This window comes from Enterococcus sp. DIV1283b, assembly GCF_051710965.1.
Classification (GTDB): Bacteria; Bacillota; Bacilli; order Lactobacillales; family Enterococcaceae; genus Enterococcus_B; species Enterococcus_B lactis.
Genome location: NZ_JBIOLR010000001.1, coordinates 795,747 through 816,775 on the forward strand (window position 1 = coordinate 795,747; position 21,029 = coordinate 816,775).

Annotated in this window: 20 protein-coding genes and 1 other annotated feature; of the genes, 14 read left to right on the forward strand and 6 right to left on the reverse strand. The window is 39.3% G+C overall.

Annotation, left to right across the window (positions count from 1 at the left end):
- The first annotated feature begins 121 nt into the window (after window positions 1–121).
- A complete protein-coding gene (locus IGJ53_RS03755; RefSeq protein ID WP_438749605.1) occupies window positions 122–2,020 on the forward strand; it encodes a fructose-1,6-bisphosphatase in 1,899 nt (632 codons plus the stop codon).
- A gap of 409 nt (window positions 2,021–2,429) precedes the next feature.
- Here IGJ53_RS03755 and IGJ53_RS03760 read toward each other — a convergent pair whose 3' ends face one another.
- Entirely contained in the window at window positions 2,430–3,149 is a 720-nt protein-coding gene (locus IGJ53_RS03760) for a gamma-glutamyl-gamma-aminobutyrate hydrolase family protein (protein WP_259742118.1), read from the reverse strand.
- 189 nt (window positions 3,150–3,338) lie between these two features.
- Window positions 3,339–3,386: a sequence feature (sodium ion sensor (DUF1646 type); this cis-regulatory element may regulate processes involved in with the transportation of sodium ions), on the forward strand.
- A gap of 99 nt (window positions 3,387–3,485) precedes the next feature.
- Between IGJ53_RS03760 and IGJ53_RS03765 the strand changes: the two genes are divergently transcribed.
- The 10 genes from IGJ53_RS03765 to IGJ53_RS03810 are packed head-to-tail and all read left to right on the forward strand — an operon-like array spanning window position 3,486 to window position 13,403.
- The gene (locus IGJ53_RS03765; RefSeq protein ID WP_002400597.1) at window positions 3,486–3,818 is read left to right on the forward strand and encodes a hypothetical protein; all 333 of its coding nucleotides are present in this window, start codon (window positions 3,486–3,488) and stop codon (window positions 3,816–3,818) included.
- On the forward strand, window positions 3,805–5,808 hold the full coding sequence (locus IGJ53_RS03770) for a V-type ATP synthase subunit I (protein ID WP_259742117.1): 2,004 nt from the start codon (window positions 3,805–3,807) through the stop codon (window positions 5,806–5,808). The genes IGJ53_RS03765 and IGJ53_RS03770 overlap by 14 nt, the downstream gene beginning before the upstream one ends.
- Before the next feature lie 18 nt (window positions 5,809–5,826).
- Window positions 5,827–6,297: a V-type ATP synthase subunit K gene (locus tag IGJ53_RS03775; RefSeq protein ID WP_002292848.1), complete on the forward strand. Its 471-nt coding sequence runs from the start codon at window positions 5,827–5,829 to the stop codon at window positions 6,295–6,297.
- A gap of 20 nt (window positions 6,298–6,317) precedes the next feature.
- Window positions 6,318–6,902, forward strand: a complete 585-nt coding sequence (locus IGJ53_RS03780; RefSeq protein ID WP_002400594.1) for a V-type ATP synthase subunit E — start codon at window positions 6,318–6,320, stop codon at window positions 6,900–6,902.
- A gap of 14 nt (window positions 6,903–6,916) precedes the next feature.
- The gene (locus IGJ53_RS03785; RefSeq protein WP_438749608.1) at window positions 6,917–7,903 is read left to right on the forward strand and encodes a V-type ATPase subunit; all 987 of its coding nucleotides are present in this window, start codon (window positions 6,917–6,919) and stop codon (window positions 7,901–7,903) included.
- Window positions 7,893–8,204, forward strand: a complete 312-nt coding sequence (locus IGJ53_RS03790; RefSeq protein ID WP_002292844.1) for a V-type ATP synthase subunit F — start codon at window positions 7,893–7,895, stop codon at window positions 8,202–8,204. Before IGJ53_RS03785 ends, IGJ53_RS03790 begins: the two co-directional genes overlap by 11 nt.
- Window positions 8,205–8,225: 21 nt before the next feature.
- Window positions 8,226–10,007, forward strand: a complete 1,782-nt coding sequence (locus IGJ53_RS03795; protein WP_025478462.1) for a V-type ATP synthase subunit A — start codon at window positions 8,226–8,228, stop codon at window positions 10,005–10,007.
- Window positions 10,000–11,376 (forward strand): V-type ATP synthase subunit B, encoded by a 1,377-nt coding sequence (locus IGJ53_RS03800; protein WP_002308533.1) that lies wholly within the window; start codon window positions 10,000–10,002, stop codon window positions 11,374–11,376. The genes IGJ53_RS03795 and IGJ53_RS03800 overlap by 8 nt, the downstream gene beginning before the upstream one ends.
- Before the next feature lie 6 nt (window positions 11,377–11,382).
- Window positions 11,383–12,018 (forward strand): V-type ATP synthase subunit D, encoded by a 636-nt coding sequence (locus tag IGJ53_RS03805; protein ID WP_002292841.1) that lies wholly within the window; start codon window positions 11,383–11,385, stop codon window positions 12,016–12,018.
- 29 nt (window positions 12,019–12,047) lie between these two features.
- Entirely contained in the window at window positions 12,048–13,403 is a 1,356-nt protein-coding gene (locus IGJ53_RS03810) for a TrkH family potassium uptake protein (RefSeq protein ID WP_002334872.1), read from the forward strand.
- Window positions 13,404–13,600: 197 nt separating this feature from the next.
- Here IGJ53_RS03810 and IGJ53_RS03815 read toward each other — a convergent pair whose 3' ends face one another.
- Window positions 13,601–14,995, reverse strand: a complete 1,395-nt coding sequence (locus tag IGJ53_RS03815; RefSeq protein ID WP_438749611.1) for a PLP-dependent aminotransferase family protein — start codon at window positions 14,993–14,995, stop codon at window positions 13,601–13,603.
- A 91-nt stretch (window positions 14,996–15,086) separates the two neighbouring features.
- Between IGJ53_RS03815 and IGJ53_RS03820 the strand changes: the two genes are divergently transcribed.
- Together IGJ53_RS03820 and IGJ53_RS03825 are read left to right on the forward strand one after the other, a co-directional pair.
- Complete coding sequence (locus tag IGJ53_RS03820) at window positions 15,087–16,058, forward strand: ornithine cyclodeaminase family protein (RefSeq protein ID WP_010732111.1); 972 nt, start codon at window positions 15,087–15,089, stop codon at window positions 16,056–16,058.
- Window positions 16,055–16,837 (forward strand): PhzF family phenazine biosynthesis protein, encoded by a 783-nt coding sequence (locus IGJ53_RS03825; RefSeq protein WP_002400583.1) that lies wholly within the window; start codon window positions 16,055–16,057, stop codon window positions 16,835–16,837. Before IGJ53_RS03820 ends, IGJ53_RS03825 begins: the two co-directional genes overlap by 4 nt.
- A 167-nt stretch (window positions 16,838–17,004) precedes the next feature.
- Here IGJ53_RS03825 and gloA read toward each other — a convergent pair whose 3' ends face one another.
- Window positions 17,005–17,376, reverse strand: coding sequence for a lactoylglutathione lyase (gene gloA, locus IGJ53_RS03830; RefSeq protein ID WP_002308538.1), 372 nt, complete (start codon window positions 17,374–17,376; stop codon window positions 17,005–17,007).
- Window positions 17,377–17,509: 133 nt separating this feature from the next.
- Here gloA and IGJ53_RS03835 point away from each other — a divergent pair, with 133 nt between their 5' ends.
- Entirely contained in the window at window positions 17,510–17,953 is a 444-nt protein-coding gene (locus tag IGJ53_RS03835) for an NUDIX hydrolase (protein ID WP_010732112.1), read from the forward strand.
- A 49-nt stretch (window positions 17,954–18,002) separates the two neighbouring features.
- On the opposite strand, the gene yidA is transcribed toward IGJ53_RS03835, so the two are convergent.
- The 3 genes from yidA to IGJ53_RS03850 are packed head-to-tail and all read right to left on the reverse strand — an operon-like array spanning window position 18,003 to window position 21,012.
- The gene (yidA, locus tag IGJ53_RS03840) at window positions 18,003–18,812 is read right to left on the reverse strand and encodes a sugar-phosphatase (RefSeq protein WP_002292832.1); all 810 of its coding nucleotides are present in this window, start codon (window positions 18,810–18,812) and stop codon (window positions 18,003–18,005) included.
- A gap of 18 nt (window positions 18,813–18,830) precedes the next feature.
- Window positions 18,831–20,198, reverse strand: a complete 1,368-nt coding sequence (locus IGJ53_RS03845; RefSeq protein ID WP_002292830.1) for an HD domain-containing protein — start codon at window positions 20,196–20,198, stop codon at window positions 18,831–18,833.
- Window positions 20,182–21,012 (reverse strand): lipoate--protein ligase family protein, encoded by an 831-nt coding sequence (locus IGJ53_RS03850; RefSeq protein WP_438749614.1) that lies wholly within the window; start codon window positions 21,010–21,012, stop codon window positions 20,182–20,184. The genes IGJ53_RS03845 and IGJ53_RS03850 overlap by 17 nt, the downstream gene beginning before the upstream one ends.
- Between the last annotated feature and the right edge of the window lie 17 nt (window positions 21,013–21,029).

Consider the following 21,029-nt stretch of genomic DNA (forward strand, 5'->3'; position numbering starts at 1 on the left):
TCCCAGCTTCTTTTTTGTATAGACCTATTTCTATTTTTTTATTATATTGGATATATATCCATTGAAAATAGTGTATAACAACTTTATAATGTTGAGTATACCAATTCTTGGAGGCGTTTTAATGGACCGCTATTTAGATTTACTTTCAGAGAAATTCCCCACAACGGAAGATGTCATCACGGAAATCATCAATCTCGAAGCAATTTTACAGCTTCCAAAAGGAACAGAGTTATTTTTGAGCGATATACATGGCGAATTTCCTGCTTTTGATCATATTCTGCGTATCGGTTCAGGAAATCTTAAAGAAAAGATCAAAGACCTTTTCTCTGAACAAATGACGGAAACGGAGATTAGCCAATTCACTATTTTTACGGCTTATCCAGAATATGCATTGACGACTGATTGGTACAAAAAACAAGATAAATCCCAGCTGATCCATCGTTTGATTGATCTTTTACGGTTTACGACAGTCAAATACACTCGATCAAAAGTTCGAAAAGGATTGCCGAAAGAATATAGCTATATCATTGAGGAACTCTTGTATATCGATGATCGTATCAATGGGAAAAAAGACTATGTAAAAAAAATCATTGAACAACTTGTCTTGATGAAGGAAGAAGAAAAATTTTTAACAAAACTTGCGCAGACGATCCAAAAATCTGTCATCGATCATTTGCATATCGTGGGTGATATTTTTGATCGGGGAACTCAAGCAGCCAAAGTAATGGATCGAATCATGGATTTTTCCTCTGTAGATATCCAGTGGGGGAATCATGATATTTTGTGGATTGGTGCGTATTGCGGCTCTGAGGCATGTTTATTGACGCTTTTACGGATTGCCGCACGCTACAACTATTTATTTGAATTAGAGAAAGAATATGGATTAAATTTACGTCCATTATTTTCTTTTGCCCATCAAACCTACCAGAAGAATCCTGTATTTACGCCTAAAAACAGGAAAGATCTATCTGAAAGAGAGCAAGAAGAATTAGAAAAAATCCATCAAGCACTTTCTATCCTCCAATTCAAATCAGAACATCAGTTGTTGGATCGACGACCTGAATTTAAAATGGACGATCGCAAATTGTTGGAAAAAATCAACTATGAGGAATCAACGATCGATTTAGAAGGTCAGCTCTATGAGTTGAAAGGGACTTGTTTTCAAACGATCCAGCCAGATGATCCCAAAAAATTCTTGGAAGAGGAACAAAAAGTGATCGATAGTTTGATGTATTCATTCCAGCACTCGTTAAGAATGCAAAAACACATGACGTTTTTGATCGAAAAAGGGGGAATGTATCTCACGAACAATCAGCATGTACTGTTTCATGGCTGTATACCTGTAGATGAAAAGGGGCAGCTCTTAGCATTTGAATTAGACCAATCTTATCGCGGAAAAGAACTACTGGGATTTTTTGAAAAACAGATAACTGAAAGCGCAAAAGATCTGGCTGCAAAAGAAGATTTACCGACCGATTTGATTTGGTATGCGTGGAGCGGGCCATTTTCGCCTTTATTCGGCAAGAGTAAAATGGCAATTTTTGAGCGCTATTTTCTCACAGAGCCTCATACGCACGTCGAAAAAAGCAATCCCTATTATCACTTGCGAGATGAAGAGTGGTTCAGTGAAAAAATTTTGGCAGAATTCGATGCAAAAGAAGAAGGTTCAGCAATCATCAATGGACACACGCCAGTAAAAGTAAAAAAAGGGGAGTCACCGATCAAAGCAAACGGAAAAGCATTTGTTATTGACGGAGGTCTATCCAAAGCTTATCAAAAAACAACCGGGATTGCTGGCTACTCACTATTATGCAATTCGTACGGTTTCCAAATCGTGACACATTATCCGTTCTTGCCTATTGAACAACAATTTGCAAAAAAATCTGATCAAACGAATGTAAAAAAAGTGATCGAACAGCAGCTCCCACGCAAACTTAATCGGGATACGACAAAAGGAATGGAATTACAGCAACAGATTACTCAGCTCCAAAGGCTGTTGGACTATCGAAAGGACGATTGAGAAAAATGCTAGCCAACATTGCTCAATAGACTAAAAAAGGACTGCAACAAAAGGCATGTCGCAGTCTCCTTCAGTATTAGCTCAAAAAACGGAAAAATATGAGGAGCTATTTTTCTAATACTCAGGTCAGGGCGCTGATTTCACGACCTCTTCCATAAACGGTGTTCTCCTGCCAACTCCTCGGTCACAAGTCACAATATTCAACAAACATGAGAAGCTGTTTATTGAAATTGCTCCTTGTGACTCGGAGCTGAACGGCAGGCTCACAACCTCTTCCATAAACGGTGTTCTCCTGCCAACTCCTCGGTCACAAGTCACAATATCCAACAAACATGAGAAGCTGTTTATTGAAATTGCTCCTTGTGACTCAGAGTTAAACGGCAGGCTCACGACCTAATCAGAAAAACGATTAAAATTCATTCACAAAGAAATCGAATAAACGCTGTTCAGATGAATCTACACGATGAGAAAGTTCCGGATGCCATTGGACACCAAGGATTTTGTGCATATTATCTTTACTTTGGACTGCTTCAATGAGTCCATCGTTGGAAAAGGCGATGGCTTTTAACAAAGGAGAAAGATCTTTGACTGCCTGATGATGATAGGAATTCACAAAGTATGAATCAGGGAGAAGGTCACTTAATAAACTGTCCGAAACGATTTTGACTTCGTGAGTCGCAAACTGCGGGGCAGTGGGCTGTTGTTCGTGTTTCACGGACCATTTTGGATATAATGAAAGATCTTGATAAAGTGTTCCCTCCAACACGACATTCAATAGTTGAAGTCCTCGGCAGACTGCAAAAATCGGTTTTCTTTGTTTCAATGCTTCCAAGATCAATGCCTGTTCGAATTGGTCTCGTTGAATATTTGTTTCCGTCAGTTTTGGATGAGGATCTTCCATGTAAAGTTGCGGACTAACATCCTGACCGCCTGCAAGAACGAGTTTGTCGATTTTCTCAATTAGTTGAGGCGCTGAATCTGGAGACATGACTGGCAGAATAAGAGGCAATCCTTGAGCATCTAAAACTGCATCCACAAATCCCTGCGGTGTATAGCTTACTTGATTTCCTTGGAAAGTATCTGTTGCTCGAATCAGTTGATTCCCGGCAATGCCGATGATTGGTTTCATTTTTATTCCCCCTAAAGTAGACTAATTGTAACAAGGATTTAAAAAAATTTAAACTATGTAAGACTTGCCCCTATACTTATCTGTTCTTGCTGTGTTACTATCTGTAAAGAGAATTTTCGTGTGAAATTCATGACGATAGTTGAAAATATTGCTTAATTTGTTATAATAAAAAGTAAGCAGAAATAAAAAGGTTGGGCGTAAGCTTCAAGGATCTAGTTCTTCAAGGGGTGAGAAGGACATTTTATTGAAGGGGCCTGCCTATACTAAGTTATCTTTAGAGGTACATACTTTCAATGAAAAAAGAAAGCATGTACCTCTTTTTTAAATCGAAAGGAAGTGAAGCAAGTGTTAGAAGCTTTGGAACAAATCCGAAAAGCAGAAGAAGAAAATGAGAAGCGTGCTCGAACCCTACGGCAGCAGTTGAAGACCTATGCAGAAGAAAAAGAGCAAGAATTGGAAATAATCCAAACGAACAATCGGCAACAGCTGAAACAGTTGGTAGAAGAAAAAGAACAATTCGAAAAGCAAGAATTAGAAAAAGAAAAAATGAAATTGAAAGCAGAAGCAGACAAGGTGCAAGCTACTTTGAAAGACCAATATCAAAAGCATCAGAGTCAAGCAATCGGTGCAATCATTGAAAGGGTGAAAGAAACTTATGGCCGTCACTAAGATGGAAAAAGTGACCCTCATTTCAGATAAAAGAAATCAGGAGAGGATTTTACAAGCAGTACAAGGAATCCAAAATGTTGAAATCCGGGATCTGTATCAAAATAGAACAAACAACCAGTGGGTAGAAAAATATTTTCCAGATACCACGATTATTGATAAAGAAGCAAAATTAAGCGCTTTAGGCAATCGGCTGAAAGACATCCAAGAAGCTATCCAATTCATACAACACCACGGCGATAGCCGTCAAAAGAAACTCCATTTGAAACGTCAAGAACTTTCCTTACAAGACTTGGAAGCAAATTATTCCGAAGAAAATTTCATGAATAAATTAGAAGAAGTCCTTGATTTAAAAGAAAAGTGGGAACAGCTAACTGAAAAACATGATCGTTTAGAAGAAGAGGAAGAATGGCTTCTTCATTGGCAACAGCTGGATATTGCTCCAAGTATGTATGCAAGTAAGACGACCATTTTTGAGATGGGGACTGTGAGTGCAGCAAATTTTGAAAGTTTCAAGGAAGAACTGAGTAAGCTTGATGACGTTTATATGGAAGAAATAGATTATACGCCGAAACAAGTTTATCTTTCGTATGTTGCTTTAAAAAAATCCGTTGCTGCTATAGAAGAAATTGCTGGGAAATACGGGTTCAATAAAGAAACGTATCCTTATGAACAAAATCCTAAAGAAAAGTTGCAAGAAACCAAACAGCAATTGTCCATTGTTCACGAGCAACAAAAAAAGATAACCACAGCGTTAGGTCAGTGCAGCGGCTATATCCAAGAATTTGAATGGGTAGAAGAAGTCACACTTGCCGTTGCAGAACGGGAAAAAGTAAAAGAACGGTTTATCCATGCGACTTATCTGATCGTTTTGCAAGGTTGGGTAGATGCAGAAGAAAAACAGAATTTGATGCATGTGTTAAACGAAACTGTATCAGAAGAAGATATATATGTTAGTTTCGAAACACCAAACTCAGAAGAGATTCAGCAGGAAGTCCCTACCAAATTGAAAAACCATCCGCTTATCGAACCTTTTGAATTGCTGACTGAAATGTACAGTCTGCCAAAATATGAAGAAGTAGATCCAACACCTTGGATGACACCGTTCTATCTTGTCTTCTTCGGGATGATGGTCGCAGATGTTGGTTACGGATTGCTGATGCTCATTGGGACAATACTAGCTCAAAAATTACTTGTTTTACCACGCGGGATGAAACGTTTCGTAAAATTCTTTGAGATTCTCTCGGTGCCATCGATCATTTGGGGATTGATCTACAGTTCATTTTTCGGACAGGCATTACCAAAAGAACTGTTTGGCATCCGCTTGCCTTTCCCAATCCTATCTACGACGGATGATGTCAATACGATTTTGATTTTATCCGTGATTTTCGGTCTGATACAGATCTTGGTTGGATTATTTGTGTCAGCAAAGGAAAATATCAGGAGGAAAGATTACTTGAGTGCTGTCAGTGATGGATTTGCCTGGCAAGGGATCCTAATTGGGATCGTTATTGCATTGATTGGTGCCATGTTGATAAAAAATACAGCGTTTGTTTATCTTGGCGCAGGGCTATCGATCATTGCTGCTTTATGTATCTTAATCGTGCCGATTATCCAATCGCCGTCTAAAGTCAAGGGTGCTGCCAAAGGAGCGTATAATCTTTACGGATTGACTGGTTATATCGGTGATTTAGTCAGTTATACACGTTTGATGGCATTAGGTATTTCAGGCGGAAGTATTGGCGCGGCATTCAATATGCTAGTTGCTTTCATGCCGCCAGCCGCTCGATTCAGTGTAGGGATCCTTTTGATCATCGCTTTACACGCACTGAATATGTTTTTGACACTGTTAAGTGCCTATGTCCATGGTGCACGATTGCAGTATGTTGAATTTTTTGGAAAATTTTATACAGGAGGCGGACGTGCCTTTGACCCGCTGAAAACGGCGGAAAAATACGTCAACATCAATCATAAGAAAAAAAACAATAAATAATTGGAGGATTTTTATACAATGATGGATTACTTAATTAGTCAAAATGGTGGAATGGTATTTGCAGTATTAGCGATGGCAACAGCGACGATTTTTTCAGGAATCGGTTCAGCTAAAGGTGTTGGAATGACAGGTGAGGCAGCAGCAGCGTTAACAACAAGTCAACCCGAAAAATTCGGACAGGCTCTGATTCTGCAATTGCTTCCAGGTACGCAAGGGTTGTATGGATTCGTTATCGCCTTTTTGATTTTTATCAACTTAGGAAATGATATGTCAGTTGTACAAGGATTGAACTTTTTAGGCGCTTCTCTGCCGATTGCTTTTACAGGCTTGTTTTCAGGTATCGCCCAAGGAAAAGTTGCAGCAGCAGGTATCCAAATTTTAGCGAAAAAACCTGAACATGCTACAAAAGGAATCATTTTTGCTGCGATGGTTGAAACATATGCGATTTTAGGTTTCGTTATTTCCTTCCTATTAGTATTGAATGCCTAAGCATAAAGGAGGAAAAGCAGATGAACGCCATTGAAAAAATCATCTCTCAGATGAATGAAGCAGCAGAGCAAGAAAGAGCGGCGTTAGAGCAAGAAGAGCGAATAAAGATCGATCAAAACTTTGAACAAAAACGTACGCAAATCGAAACAGAACATCAAAAACAAAAAGAAAAACAAATCGAATTACTTGAAAAAAAATACCGTCAGCTTAGGAATCGCCAACAAGTAGAAGTACGACAAGAAAATTTGAACGCGAAGCAGGAATTTTTACGACGATTGTTTGCAGATGCAATAGCTGAAATGGAGAATTGGGATGAATCTGAACAAATCCAGTTTATCAAAAATTCATTGTATTCATTACCTTTGACAGGTAAAGTAACATTCATTGCTGGAGAAAAATCAGCAGCTTATCTTTCTCAGACATTGTTGGATGAATGGAACAATGAACTTCCCTTTACGATGGTTTTAAGCGATGAATCTGTTGCTGGTCAAGCTGGTTTTCTGATAAACGATCAAGGAGTTCAGTATAATTTTCTTTTCAGCAGCCTTGTACAAGATATCCAAGGAACGATGAGTTTTGAGATTGCCAATCAATTATTCGAATAAGGAGGGATCAGTGTATGGAATACCACGAACTAAATCCCTTGATTCGCGGAAGAGAGCTTGAACTTTTGTCCAATGAGACATTTGAACGGATGATTCAAACCAATTCTGTCGAAGCACTTGGTGAAATATTGAAATCCACGATTTACAGTCCATATATCTATGACGGGTATGAATATGACTTTGAACAGAATCTTTTAAAGGAGCAGAGCCGTCTATTTCGCTGGTTAAAGGAATCAGCACCGGAGCCTGAAATCGTTTGGATCTATACGATGCGCTATACTTTCCATAATCTGAAGGTTTTGACAAAAGCCGAGATGACAAATCAAAATCTGGACCATTTGTATATCGACGATGGGTTTTATTCATTAGAAACCTTGAAGGATGCCATTCATACGCAAGTTTCAAATGAACTCCCTGAAAGCATTATGGACAGTATACGAGAAGTACGTGATTATTTTGAAGAGTCTACCATTCTTCAGGGAATCGATGTGATCTATGATCGGCAGTTTTTGACTGAACAGCGACGGATCGCCGATAAGCTAGGATATCAAGAATTGCTGACAGAAGTCATTGCTTTTATTGACTTGACCAATATCACAACGATGGCTCGAGGAATATTGCAGAAAAGAACATATGGGTTCATGACGACGGTGCTTTCCAGTTCGGGAAGTATCGAAAAAGAAGATTTTTTGAACTTTGTAGATAAAGACATGGAAGCTTACACGAACTTTCTATTAGAGACAGATTATGCTGAGTTTCTGCGTCCTGTCATCCGTGAGGGAAATCTTGATCTCGTAAAGCTTGAACAGTTGAAAGATGATTATCTAAGTTCATTGTATCAAGAAGCCCAAACCCAGGCTTTCGGACCACTGCCACTACTAGCCTTTTTGAACGCAAAAGAGGTAGAAAGCAAAAACCTTCGTTTACTGGTTATCGGCAAAAGAAGCCATTTCGAACCAGAAACAATCAGAAAGCGGGTGAGACAAGTCTATGACGCATAAGATCGGTGTAGTTGGCGACAAAGATTCTGTTTTGCCATTCAAATTGTTTGGCTTTGATGTTCGTTATGGTACAACCAAGCAGACCGTTCGTCAGGCAATTGAAGAAATGGCAAAGAATGAGTATGGCGTGATTTATGTCACAGAGCAATGTGCAGCATTGAGCCCAGAAACGATCGAACGTTACAAGGAACAAATGATACCTGCTATCGTATTGATTCCCAATCATCAAGGATCATTAGGGATTGGGCTGGAAGAAATTCAAAAGAACGTAGAAAAAGCAGTAGGTCAAAATATCTTATAGTATGAAAAGGAGATAGAAATTTTGCAAATTGGAAAAATCATAAAAGTCTCCGGACCTCTTGTAATGGCTGAGAACATGTCTGATGCCAGTATCCAAGACATGTGTCTAGTGGGAGATCTAGGAGTTATCGGAGAAATTATCGAGATGCGTGGCGATGTGGCGTCTATTCAAGTATATGAAGAGACTTCTGGAATTGGTCCAGGCGAACCGGTTCGCTCTACTGGTGAAGCTTTATCTGTTGAATTAGGACCAGGGATCATTTCACAAATGTTTGACGGAATCCAACGGCCATTAGATACCTTTATGGAAATCACACAAAGTAATTTCTTAGGACGGGGAGTCCAATTGCCTGCATTGGATCATGAGAAAAAATGGTGGTTCGAACCAGCATTAGAAGCCGGAGAAACGGTTAGTGCTGGCGATGTGATTGGAATCGTAGAAGAAACAAAAGTTATCAAACACAAAATTATGGTGCCAAATGGGATAAAAGGTACGATCAAAACAATCGAAAAAGGGTCGTTCACTATTGATGAAACCGTATGTGTCGTTGAAACTGAAAATGGTGACAAAAACTTGACGATGCTCCAAAAATGGCCAGTAAGACGTAGTCGGCCAATCAAAGAAAAATTAAACCCTGATGCACCGATGATCACCGGACAGCGAGTGATCGATACGTTCTTCCCAGTGACAAAAGGGGGAGCAGCAGCTGTTCCTGGTCCATTTGGTGCAGGAAAAACAGTCGTTCAGCATCAAATCGCAAAATGGGCCGATGTGGACATGGTCGTTTATGTGGGATGCGGTGAACGTGGAAATGAGATGACGGATGTTTTAAATGAATTCCCTGAATTGATTGACCCTAATACAGGAGAATCGTTGATGGAACGTACGGTATTGATTGCCAATACATCTAACATGCCGGTAGCGGCTCGAGAAGCTTCTATCTATACGGGAATCACGATTGCGGAATATTTCCGTGACATGGGTTATGACGTTGCTATCATGGCAGACTCCACTTCGCGATGGGCAGAAGCACTTCGTGAGATGAGCGGACGTTTGGAAGAAATGCCTGGTGATGAAGGTTATCCAGCTTATCTTGGTTCCCGTCTTGCGGAATACTATGAACGTTCTGGAAGAGTCATTGCTTTAGGATCAGAAGGTCGCGAAGGAAGTATAACCGCAATCAGTGCTGTATCGCCTTCTGGAGGAGATATTTCGGAACCAGTCACACAAAATACATTGCGGGTCGTAAAAGTATTCTGGGGACTTGATTCGACTTTAGCCCAAAAAAGACATTTTCCTTCGATCGATTGGATCCAAAGTTATTCTCTTTATTCAACAGAAGTAGGGAAGTATATGGATCATATCCTTCAAGCTGACTGGGCATCCATGGTCACTGAGGGCATGCGTATTTTGCAGGAAGAACAGCAGCTGAATGAAATCGTGCGTTTGGTAGGGATTGATTCCCTTTCAGATAATGACCGTCTGACATTAGAAGTGGCAAAATCCATTCGTGAAGATTATTTGCAGCAAAATGCTTTTGATGATGTCGATACATTCACTTCAAGAGAGAAACAATTCAAAATGTTGAAGATGATCTTGACCTTTGGTGAAGAAGGACGCCGTGCGTTGTCGTTAGGTGCTTATTTAAGTGAGATCATGGACGGTACCGTATCGATTCGTGAAAGGATCGGACGAAGCAAATATATCCCGGAAACAGAATTAGAAAAACTAGATCAAATTATCGGTGAAATCAAGCAAACGATGCAAACAATCGTTTCAGAAGGAGGCATGAGCAATGATTAAAGAATATCGTACGATCGGTGAAGTCGTCGGTCCATTGATGGCGGTTGAAAAAGTTGCTGGTGTCAAATATGAAGAATTAATCGAAGTCCGTATGCAAAATGGCGAGATTCGTCGTGGACAAGTATTGGAAGTCCAAGAAGATAAAGCAATGGTCCAAATATTTGAAGGAACAAGTGGTATCAATTTACGTGACTCTTCTGTACGATTTTTAGGACATCCTTTAGAACTAGGTGTATCGGAAGACATGATTGGTCGAGTATTCGATGGCTTGGGACGCCCAAAAGATAATGGACCAGAAATCCTGCCTGAAAAGTATTTGGATATTAACGGAGAAGTAATCAATCCAGTAGCTCGGGATTACCCAGATGAGTTTATCCAAACAGGTATCTCTGCAATCGATCATTTGAACACATTAGTTCGTGGACAAAAATTACCAGTATTTTCTGGTTCTGGTCTTCCTCACAAAGAATTAGCTGCTCAGATCGCGCGACAAGCAACGGTACTTGATTCATCAGATGATTTCGCCGTAGTCTTTGCTGCTATTGGAATCACTTTTGAAGAAGCAGAATTTTTCATGGAGGATTTTCGACAAACTGGTGCAATCGACCGTTCTGTCATGTTCATGAATTTAGCAAACGACCCTGCAATCGAACGTATTGCTACTCCTCGTATGGCTTTGACTGCTGCAGAATATCTTGCTTATGAAAAAGGAATGCATGTATTGGTTATCATGACAGACATGACCAACTATGCAGAGGCATTGCGAGAGATTTCTGCAGCACGGCGAGAAGTTCCAGGAAGAAGAGGCTATCCTGGGTATCTGTACACGAACTTAGCTACTTTGTTCGAACGAGCAGGAAGGATCCGCGGACTAAAAGGATCAGTTACTCAGATTCCGATTTTAACAATGCCAGAAGACGATAAGACCCATCCGATCCCTGACTTGACCGGTTATATTACAGAAGGCCAGATCATCTTGACTAGAGAGCTTTACAAGAGTGGGATTCAACCACCAATTGATGTACTTCCGTCTCTTTCGCGGTTAAAAGATAAAGGAACTGGACCCGGAAAGACAAGAGAAGACCATGCGGCAACGATGAATCAGCTTTTTGCAGCCTATGCACAAGGAAAGCAAGCAAAAGAATTAGCCGTCGTTTTAGGAGAATCTGCTTTATCTGATGTAGATAAAATCTATGCGAAGTTTGCTGAACGGTTTGAAAAAGAATATGTCAATCAAGGATTCCACACGAACCGTTCGATTACTGAAACACTTGATCTAGGGTGGGAACTGCTATCGATGTTGCCAAGAACCGAATTAAAACGAATCAAAGACGACATGCTGGACAAATATCTGCCAGAAGGGAAGTGAGTTCTGATGGCACGATTGAATGTGAATCCGACCCGCATGGAATTGACCCGATTGAAAAAACAGTTGACAACTGCCACAAGAGGGCATAAATTATTAAAAGATAAGCAAGATGAACTGATGCGTCAATTCATTCTGTTGATTCGAAAGAACAACCAACTGCGTCAAGAAATGGAAGAGTCCATGACAGAAGCAATGTCTGATTTTGTATTGGCAAATGCTTCAATCACGGAACCTTTCATCGAAGAATTGTTTGCTTTGCCGGCGGAAAACGTTGATTTATCTATCGTAGACAAAAATATCATGAGTGTAAAAGTACCTGTGATGAATTTTGAATATGATGAACAGCTGACAGACACACCTTTGGAATACGGGTATTTGAATTCCAGTGCCGAACTGGATCGGTCAATCGATCGGTTTACTACCTTGCTTCCAAAACTTTTGGAACTGACAGAAATCGAAAAAACTTGTCAGCTGATGGCAAGTGAGATCGAAAAGACACGTCGGCGAGTCAATGCATTAGAATATATGACGATCCCTCAATTAGAAGAAACGATCTATTATATTCGTATGAAGCTGGAAGAAAACGAGCGCGCAGAAGTAACAAGGTTGATCAAAGTAAAAAATATGGGTACCACTGATTAAGTGGTATCCTTTTTTAAAAGAGGAAAATGATGATTAAACAAAACAAACAAATAAAGAAACGCTTGCCGGCCGTTCAGCTTCTCGCATTAGGATTTTTTCTCCTGATTTTAGTTGGCGGTGGCCTACTTACCCTGCCATTTTTTAGTAATAGTGGGCATGGGACAAATTTTATCGACGCGCTTTTCACTGCAACTTCTGCCGTCTGCGTGACGGGATTGACGACATTGAATACAGCAGAACATTGGAACAGTGCTGGTCAGTTTTTGATCATGCTTTTAATTGAGATTGGCGGTCTTGGCTTTATGATGGTTCCGATTCTATGCTTTGCATTGATAAAGAAAAAAGTCAGTCTCAGCACACGTATTATATTAAAAGAAGCGCTGAATCTAGAAGAAGTATCAGGTGTGATGAAGCTAATGCTTTACATCCTGAAACTGGCCTTTGTGATCCAATTGATTGGTACGATTGCTTTATCTTTTGTATTCGTACCTGAATTTGGCTGGCTGAAAGGAATCTGGTACAGTTTGTTTCACGCAATCTCTAGTTTTTGTAATGCAGGGTTTGATTTGTTAGGAGACAGTTTAGCCAATCACCAGCAAAATGTTTATTTGATCATGGTGGTATCTGCTTTGATTATTTCTGGCGGATTAGGCTTTATCGTTTGGCGTGACTTATTGGAATATCATCAGAAAAAGAAGATGACGATTCATTCAAAAATCGCATTAACCGTTACAGGTACCCTTTTATTAGGCGGTTTCGTTGTGTTCTTTTTCACAGAACACAATGGGGCAACATTAGTGGAAGGGAATATGTTTCAACGATTGGCAAATACTTTTTTTATGAGTGTAACACCTAGAACGGCTGGATATTATTCAGTTGATTACCTCCATATGAGTCATGCCGGTCTGATCTTAACGATGTTTTTGATGTACATTGGCGGAACATCTGGGTCGACTGCCGGCGGATTGAAAACAACTACGTTAGGTGTGTTGCTGATCCAGATGCGTTCGATGCTTAAAGGACGTACGAGAGCGGAAGCATTTGGCCGTACAATCCGTCAAGGCGCAGTGTTGCGAGCACTCACGTTGTTTTTTATCACGTTGACACTGTGCGTAGTCGCCATCATGATTTTATCAGTGACTGAAACGATACCTAAAACTTCTGGCATCGAATATATTGCTTTTGAGGTCTTCTCTGCATTTGGAACAGTAGGACTTACGATGGGATTGACGCCAGACTTGACTGCAATAGGGAAATTGATCATTATAGCGCTTATGTACATTGGACGAGTTGGGGTATTGACTGTGGTCTTCTCTCTGATGACAAAAGCACAAAGAACTCAATCAAAATACAAATATCCAGAAGAAAGTGTCATGATTGGATAATTTCATCTTCTGACAGAAATCTAGTGATCTAGCAAAATAAGAAAATAAAATATAAGACAAATTTTTTGCTGCTTGGTTACTTTAAGTGCAAAATGTTCATTTGCTTTTTGAGGCACTATCCGTTGTTGAACTTCGGGTAGTGCCTCTTTTTTATCGAAAGGAATCAATCAGCTTTGATTCCTTTATTTATCAATAGATTATAATTCATATTTTTTTATTTTTTCTTTTACGATACTTAGTCCAGAAGCTAAAATCTCAAGGTTGTTTGAAGATAGGGAAATACGAACGAATGCATCCGGTTGCGCTCGCGTAGTAAAGCGCCGGGAATGATAGAGTCGGATGCCGTTAGCCAGAAAGTCATTCTCAATCCTCTTAGGATCAATCTCAGGATCAACTGGAAGAATTCGATAATAAGGAACACGATTCGTTGGTTTTTCTACTTTGAAAAGAGAATCAAAAAGCTGATTAGCTCTTTTCGTAAGATTTAATTTAGTTTCTAAGATTCTATTTGCTTCATTTGAATGGAGGATTTGAGTGATGACCTCCACATCTAATCCAGAAGTTTTCACATTTATATTAAAAATTGCTTGTTCTATCTTGCTTTGGACATGTACTGGAGCTACAAGATAAGCAACTCGCAATCCAGAACAAATAAATTTTGTCATTCCAGCTAAGTAGATTGTTTGGTTAGGTAACAATTTTTGGAAAGGAGGAATGATCGTATGTTGATAATAAGTTGTTAAAAAAGAATGGATATCATCTTCGATAACCCATAGACCTTCTTTTTCAATTACTTCGGCTAATTGCTCTCGTCTTTGGTGAGAGATTTGAAACCCTATAGGATTATTGCAAGAAGGCATAAGAAAGACACCATGGATCTTCTTTTTTCTACATTCCTGAATCAATATATCAGGTCGCATTCCTTGCTCGTCAAAATCAATTGGAACGATCTCTAAATGATATAAATGAGCCAATTCAATGAAATCAGCGTACGTATATCGGTCCGTTGCTATTCTATCACCTGGAGAGAAAAGTGCAGAAAGTGTGATAGCCAATCCATTTTGAACACCGGAAACAATAGATAGAGATTCTAAAGACGGAATGACTCCTTGAGTTTTTAACCAATTTGCTGCAGTAGTCAATTGAAAATTTGTGCCTTTGGGATCTTGGTAATTAAGCAAACCAACAAGATTTGGGTTATTACCAGTTGATTGAATAAACGGGACAACGAATTTATTACATTCTTCAAAAGAACTAACCAGACCAAAATCAATGATATGTTCGGTTACTTCATTGGTAGAGATGGTAATGGATTCAAAGACATTGGGAGAAATAAAAGTGCCACTTCCAATATTCGTATACAGCAAACCTTTCTCAATTCCGTATTTATAAGCCTTGCCAACGGTAGTAAAATTTAAATCTAAATAATCAGCTAGCTCTCTTTGGGAGGGTAACTGAGTGTTTTTCTGTAATTTATTCTTTAAAATATCTTGTTCTAATTGTTGAATCAACGATCGATAATAAGGACGCTTCAATTTTTGTTTGTCTGGCCGCCAAGTTAACGGGTAGTTGTCATAAGAATTAATAGGCATTTTCTCCACTCCTTAAAATTGTATACCATACAATTTTACCATTGATTGTATTGAATTTAGAAGTTAATCTTTTGTGAGGAGGGAATTGTCTATGAAAATTATTAATTTTGAGGAAGTAGTAGCTTCTTTTAGTTTTGAAGAAGCGATCCAAGTAATGAAAAAATGTTTCTTTGATTATGAAAGTGGTAAAATCAGCCAAAATCCTCGATTGGTGGAAATTTTACCGGACGGAAAAGACAAAAATGTGTTTGCGATGATGCCTGCCTATTTGGGAGAGAACAGATATTTTGGGACAAAAGTCATTACCGCTTTCCCGGATAATCATCAGTATCATTTACCTTCTCATTTAGGAGAGATTTTCTTGTTTGATGCTCAAAACGGACTACCCAAAGCATTGATAAACGCAAATGCAGTCACTTGGATTCGAACAGCTGCTGTATCTGCACTAGCAACAGATTACTTAGCAGATCAGCATGCAGAAACACTTGCTTTAATTGGAGCTGGTCAACAAGCATTATCGCATTTGGCTGCGATTTCTACCATTCGTCGCATCACTACAGTGTTTGTTTACGATATTTTAGAAGAAAGACGAAATGCTTTTATCGCTAATGCTAAAAATCAGTATCCGAAAATAACGTTTATAAATGCAGTATCAGTAGAAGATGCAGTACGTTCAGCGGAAATCATTTGTACGTTGACCCCTAGTAAAGAGGCATTTCTTCAAAAAGAGTGGGTAAGGGAAGACGCACATATCAATGCTGTGGGCACGTTTACTCCTGATACAAGAGAGATAAGCACACCATTGATGGAAACTTCTCAAATCTATGTAGATGATTACTCAGCTGCCTTAACAGAAAGCGGAGACCTACTTATAGCCATGTCAGAAGGAGATTTAGAGGAATCTTGTATCGTTGGTACATTAGGCGAATTAGTTTCTGGGAAAAAAACAGTTTACAAAGGAGAATCGAGTCCGACGATTTTCGACGCAGTTGGTCTAGCTGTTGAAGATCTTTGCTGTGCAGAATATATTTATAACAAATTAGAGAGAGGGTCTTTAAAATGAACTTAGATTATTACGTAGTTGATGCATTTGCAGATGAGGTGTTCAAAGGAAATCCAGCAGCAGTGTATGTTCTAGAAGAATGGCTGCCAGAAGGTACGATGCAAAAAATTGCCATTGAAAACAATTTATCTGAAACAGCATTTACAGTGAAGAAAAATCAAGGATTTGAGCTTAGATGGTTTACGCCAGATCGAGAAATCGATCTTTGCGGTCACGCGACATTAGCAACAGCATTTGTTTTATTTAACTATTACAAAATACTTGATGAAACGATTAAATTTTCTACTCAAAGCGGTAATCTATTTGTGACAAGAATTGAAGATCATTATTACATGGATTTTCCTAGTATTATGCCAAAAAAAGTACCGATATTGTCTGAATATGAAGAAGCGATTGGGGCTAAGATTAAAGAAGCCTACTTAGCACGTGATTTATTTTTCGTATTGGAAGATGAAAAAACAGTGGCTAAATTGCAGCCAGATTTCACAAGTATCAAAAATTTTGATTTAGGAATAGGGGTCATCGTGACAGCAGAAAGTGTGCAAGAAGACTTTGTTTCTAGAACCTTCTTTCCAAAATTAACAATCAATGAAGATCCAGTATGTGGATCAGCACATTCTAATCTTATTCCTTATTGGGCAAAAAGAATGAGTAAAACAAAATTGTCAGCTTACCAAATGTCATCAAGGGGCGGGTATCTAGAGTGTGAATTAAAAGAAGATCGTGTGATAATAGGAGGAAAAGCAGTTTTGTTTTCTAAAGGTACCTCGTTTATTTGATTTCTTTCAAATGAACTAAAAATAAATAAGTGGAGAGTGGCAGCCTTATAGCTACAATAGTTGTTAAAAAAAGACGCAAACTTTTTCAATTTAAAGAAAGTTTGCGTCTCATTTTAATTATTGGCGTTTGTTTTTTGTTCAATCAAGAGCAAAATGCCCCCTACTAACTATCCTCGGATGACTTCGATTTTATAACCATCAGGGTCAATGACAAAGTAGTAAGAAGGCGCAGTGCCAGGTAATCCTTTTAAGTCAGTAATTTCAAGACCTGCAGCTTTATGCTGTTCATGTAATTTCTCTAGATCATCAGCTGCAATAGCGATATGACCATAACCATTTCCTAAATCATAGGCACCATGATCGTAGTTATAAGTCAACTCTAATTCATAGTCATCCCCAGGAAGTGTCAAATAAACAAGTGTAAATTTGTTTTCTGGAAAATCACGGCGGCGGCTTTCTTCAAAACCAAATGCCTTTTGATAAAATTCGATTGATGCTTCAAGATCTTTCACTCGAACACATGTGTGAGCCATTTTCATAGATTCATCTCTCCCTTTCCTTTTATTTAATCATAACAAAAAGAAGTAAGGAAATAGTTGATTTGTGCTTGTTCATGAGAAATTTCTCATGTAAAATGGATAGAAAATAAAACTGTTAAGGTGGAAACTATTCATGGATAAACCAATTTTTGGTGAAAAAAAGCAATTTGCTGATTATCAAACCCGTTATGCCGCATATATTGTCATAGAAAGAGATCAGCAGATTGCAGTAATCGAGGCTCCAAATGGTGCTTTTTTTCTTCCTGGCGGGGAAATTGAAGGAGATGAGACGAAAGAAGAAGCAATCGTTCGTGAGCTAGTAGAAGAAATGGGGATTGCGGCAGAAATTGCTTTCTATCTGGGAGAAGCAGATGAGTACTTTTACTCGAATTATCGTGCAACTTATTACTATAATCCAGGATATTTCTTTGCTGCTGATTCTTGGAAGCGTATAGGGGAACCCACAGAAAAGACCAATAAAATCTGGTGGGTCAGTCCTCAAGAAGCACTTGAAAAATTGAAACGTGGCAGCCATCGATGGGCAGTCGAGAGATGGGTCGAAAAAAATAAAAAATAAAAACTGAAAGAAAGCGAGTAGAACAGCTTTCTCTCAGTTTTTTTATTCATTACAGAACGTATTTTTTGATTGCTTCAGCTACGCCGTGTTCGTCGTTCGATGAAGTAATGACATTTGCTGCTTCTTTGACAAGAGAAACGGCATTTCCCATAGCTACTCCTAGACCAGCATATTCAATCATGGATAAGTCGTTCTCGTTATCCCCGATAGCCATGATTTCATCTTGATCAATACCAAGATGTTGTCCAAGATTCGCAACTGCCGCACCTTTACTTGCTTCTTTATTTAGTACTTCGAAGTAATAGGGCGCACTTTTGACCGTTGTGTATTTATCACGGAAAGTTTGCGGTAAACGTGCAATTGCTGCATCTAAAATTTCTGGTTCGTCGATCATCATCATTTTGACGATGTTCATGTCTGGTGTCATTTCTTCAGGTGTTCGATATTTTAGCGGCATCTTGACTAAGCTTGCTTCGTGGATCGTATAAGCGCTGATATCTCGATTAGGTGTGTAGATCGCTTTGTCATCAATCGAATGGAGATGACTGCCAACACGGCGTGCCATCACTTCGATCTCTAGAAAATCTTCATGAGTCAGACCGTGACGAGCAATGATTTTACCTGATTTTGTTTGTTGTACGAGTGCTCCATTATAAGTAATAACGTAATCATTATCTTGAAAAAGGTCCAGCTCGTTTAACTGTTCTTGGACACCTGGTAAGGGGCGACCAGTACATAAAACGATTGAGACCCCTTTTGCAACAGCAGCGGCAATCGCTTCTTTTACTTCTTTTGTTACTTCTCTTTTCTCATTTAATAAAGTACCATCGATGTCGATAGCGACTAGTTTGATAGCCATAATTTCCTCCAATATATTTCAGTTTATTTCAATCAATGCGCCATTACGGATATGGCTGGCAAATTCTTGATAAGTTTCATCAAATAAATCATAATGATCACGCAGGGATGGGTCAACCATTTCTTTTGGAAAGAAAAATCGCTCATCTCCTTGTTCTTGTCCCGCTAAAGCGGCAACAAGCTGACTAACCTGTGATAATTCTATCAAAGTTCCGTCATTTCGCAAAATCTCGATTTGCGTACGATGTCTGCCTTGTTCTGGGCGATAAAAATCATAAGGCAGATCGTAGCTAGAGTTGACAGCAGTATAATAAACAGGGTTATAGCCGACCTTTTCTACTAACAAAGTGAGTTTTTGAATCAAATTTGAATCTCGGTTGCCAGAAAAAGTGGCGGATTTCAGTGGTTTACGATTCAAAAATCGTTTAGCTAAATCATTTAAAATAGGATCAGCAGATTCAGACCATTGAGTAAAGTAAGTACCCAAGACCCCATCATCAAGTTTGAGGTATTCTTCTAAAGTAAAGCTTCCGTCAAGAAATGGCAAGAGTAGTTGAGAGTGAAGTTCAAAACTGCTGGCATCTTCTTGATACAACTCGTGCGCGCGATGAAGCAGATGCTCCAAGATCACTTCCATACCACGGGAAACAGGATGGAAGTACACTTGCACATACATTTGATATCGGCTAACGATATAATCTTCCACTGCATGCATGCCACTCATGGAAAAGGCGATCCCACCTTCATATGGACGAATCACACGTAATATTCGGGTAAGGTCGAATGTTCCATACTCCGTTCCGGTGAAATAAGCATCCCGAAGCAAATAGTCCATTCGATCTGCATCGATCTGGCTGGAAATCATTTGGACAACTTGCGGATTAGGGTAGGTTTTTTGGATCACGCTCGCTACTTTTTCAGGAAAACCTTCTTCTACTCGGTTAAGGATCTGATACACCTCTGTTTCTGGAGAAGTGATGATCTCTACAGTGATAGCCTCGTGATTCGTATGGAAGATATGCTCGAATGTATGAGAGTAAGGACCGTGACCGACATCATGCAATAGTGCCGCACATAAAGTTACTAGCCGTTCCTGATCATCCCAGCCTCCGTTGCCTATCTTTTCTTTTGGAAAATTTCGAGAAAAGATATCGCAAATTCGTCTTGAAATCTCATAAACACCTAATGAATGGGTAAAACGGCTATGTTCTGCTCCGTGAAAAGTGAAAGAAGCAGTGCCTAATTGTTTGATTCGTCGCAGACGTTGGACTTCTTTCGAGTTGATCAAATCTAAGATTACTTGATGCTGGACATGGATATAGTTATGGACTGGGTCACGAAAAACTTTCTCCATAGGCAGCATTTGATATTTATAAGGGGTTGTCATATTGTAGCTCCTTTATGTTATTGCGTTGTTCCATTCTCTGGATTTGGTTGTTCCATTGCTCCAGCTGGATTTCTTTTTTTAGCCAGTCGGTAGAATCCAGTAAATCACTTGCAGAATACAGCTTTTCAAAAGCTTTTGCAAATGCTTCTTTGACTTCTTTTACAAGAAGGGGGTGATCAAGCAGTTCTTCAAGTGTTGCCATTGTGGCAGGATCGACTGCAGGATAGCCATTTGTACCAAAGCCTTCTTTTAAAGCAGATTGATAAAATCGTTTCATGACTTGCCCGCGTTTTTCCTGATTACCGTTGACACTTAAGTACATCATAACAGAAATCCCATTTTTGATGCGACGCTGAGCGATGCCGGCAAATTTTTTGCCATGTATGCTTAAATCATAAGTTCCAGGACAATAAGAATGGGTGATTTCGAACGCTTGAATCGGTGCCTTCGGAAAGGCGTATTTAGTCAATCGGAGCATTTGCTCGTAAGCTCCATCGATGGTTATTTTTTTTTGGTCATTCTGGGGGAAAATCAAAGAAATATTCAAAATTCCTTCGTCTGATACGATTCCTAATCCACCTGAGTTTCTAATTACCGGAGCATAACCTGCATCTTTCAGTGTTTGGATCCCGTCTCTAAGAAAAGGTGTCCGAACATCTTTCATACCTAAGATGACGGTGCAGTCATATTGCCAGAAATGCAAAAAGATCTGCTGGTGTTCTTTGGAATATTCCGTTAATACATCTGTTAATGCGAAAGGGGAAAAGTCGTTTTTTTGATAAATGTGCTGATCTAGTCGAATCGCAGGGTTCATTCAACCGGCTCCTTTTT

Excerpts from the sequence above, each read along its gene's own strand:
- IGJ53_RS03755 (WP_438749605.1), top strand. The coding sequence starts at position 122 with ATGGACCGCTATTTAGATTTACTTTCAGAGAAATTCCCCACAACGGAA.
- IGJ53_RS03785 (WP_438749608.1), top strand. The coding sequence starts at position 6,917 with ATGGAATACCACGAACTAAATCCCTTGATTCGCGGAAGAGAGCTTGAA.
- IGJ53_RS03810 (WP_002334872.1), top strand. The coding sequence starts at position 12,048 with ATGATTAAACAAAACAAACAAATAAAGAAACGCTTGCCGGCCGTTCAG.
- gloA (WP_002308538.1), bottom strand. The coding sequence starts at position 17,376 with ATGAAAATGGCTCACACATGTGTTCGAGTGAAAGATCTTGAAGCATCA.
- IGJ53_RS03775 (WP_002292848.1), top strand. The coding sequence starts at position 5,827 with ATGATGGATTACTTAATTAGTCAAAATGGTGGAATGGTATTTGCAGTA.
- IGJ53_RS03815 (WP_438749611.1), bottom strand. The coding sequence starts at position 14,995 with ATGCCTATTAATTCTTATGACAACTACCCGTTAACTTGGCGGCCAGAC.
- IGJ53_RS03770 (WP_259742117.1), top strand. The coding sequence starts at position 3,805 with ATGGCCGTCACTAAGATGGAAAAAGTGACCCTCATTTCAGATAAAAGA.
- IGJ53_RS03850 (WP_438749614.1), bottom strand. The coding sequence starts at position 21,012 with ATGAACCCTGCGATTCGACTAGATCAGCACATTTATCAAAAAAACGAC.
- IGJ53_RS03780 (WP_002400594.1), top strand. The coding sequence starts at position 6,318 with ATGAACGCCATTGAAAAAATCATCTCTCAGATGAATGAAGCAGCAGAG.
- IGJ53_RS03835 (WP_010732112.1), top strand. The coding sequence starts at position 17,510 with ATGGATAAACCAATTTTTGGTGAAAAAAAGCAATTTGCTGATTATCAA.
- yidA (WP_002292832.1), bottom strand. The coding sequence starts at position 18,812 with ATGGCTATCAAACTAGTCGCTATCGACATCGATGGTACTTTATTAAAT.
- IGJ53_RS03790 (WP_002292844.1), top strand. The coding sequence starts at position 7,893 with ATGACGCATAAGATCGGTGTAGTTGGCGACAAAGATTCTGTTTTGCCA.
- IGJ53_RS03845 (WP_002292830.1), bottom strand. The coding sequence starts at position 20,198 with ATGACAACCCCTTATAAATATCAAATGCTGCCTATGGAGAAAGTTTTT.
- IGJ53_RS03820 (WP_010732111.1), top strand. The coding sequence starts at position 15,087 with ATGAAAATTATTAATTTTGAGGAAGTAGTAGCTTCTTTTAGTTTTGAA.
- IGJ53_RS03805 (WP_002292841.1), top strand. The coding sequence starts at position 11,383 with ATGGCACGATTGAATGTGAATCCGACCCGCATGGAATTGACCCGATTG.
- IGJ53_RS03825 (WP_002400583.1), top strand. The coding sequence starts at position 16,055 with ATGAACTTAGATTATTACGTAGTTGATGCATTTGCAGATGAGGTGTTC.
- IGJ53_RS03760 (WP_259742118.1), bottom strand. The coding sequence starts at position 3,149 with ATGAAACCAATCATCGGCATTGCCGGGAATCAACTGATTCGAGCAACA.
- IGJ53_RS03800 (WP_002308533.1), top strand. The coding sequence starts at position 10,000 with ATGATTAAAGAATATCGTACGATCGGTGAAGTCGTCGGTCCATTGATG.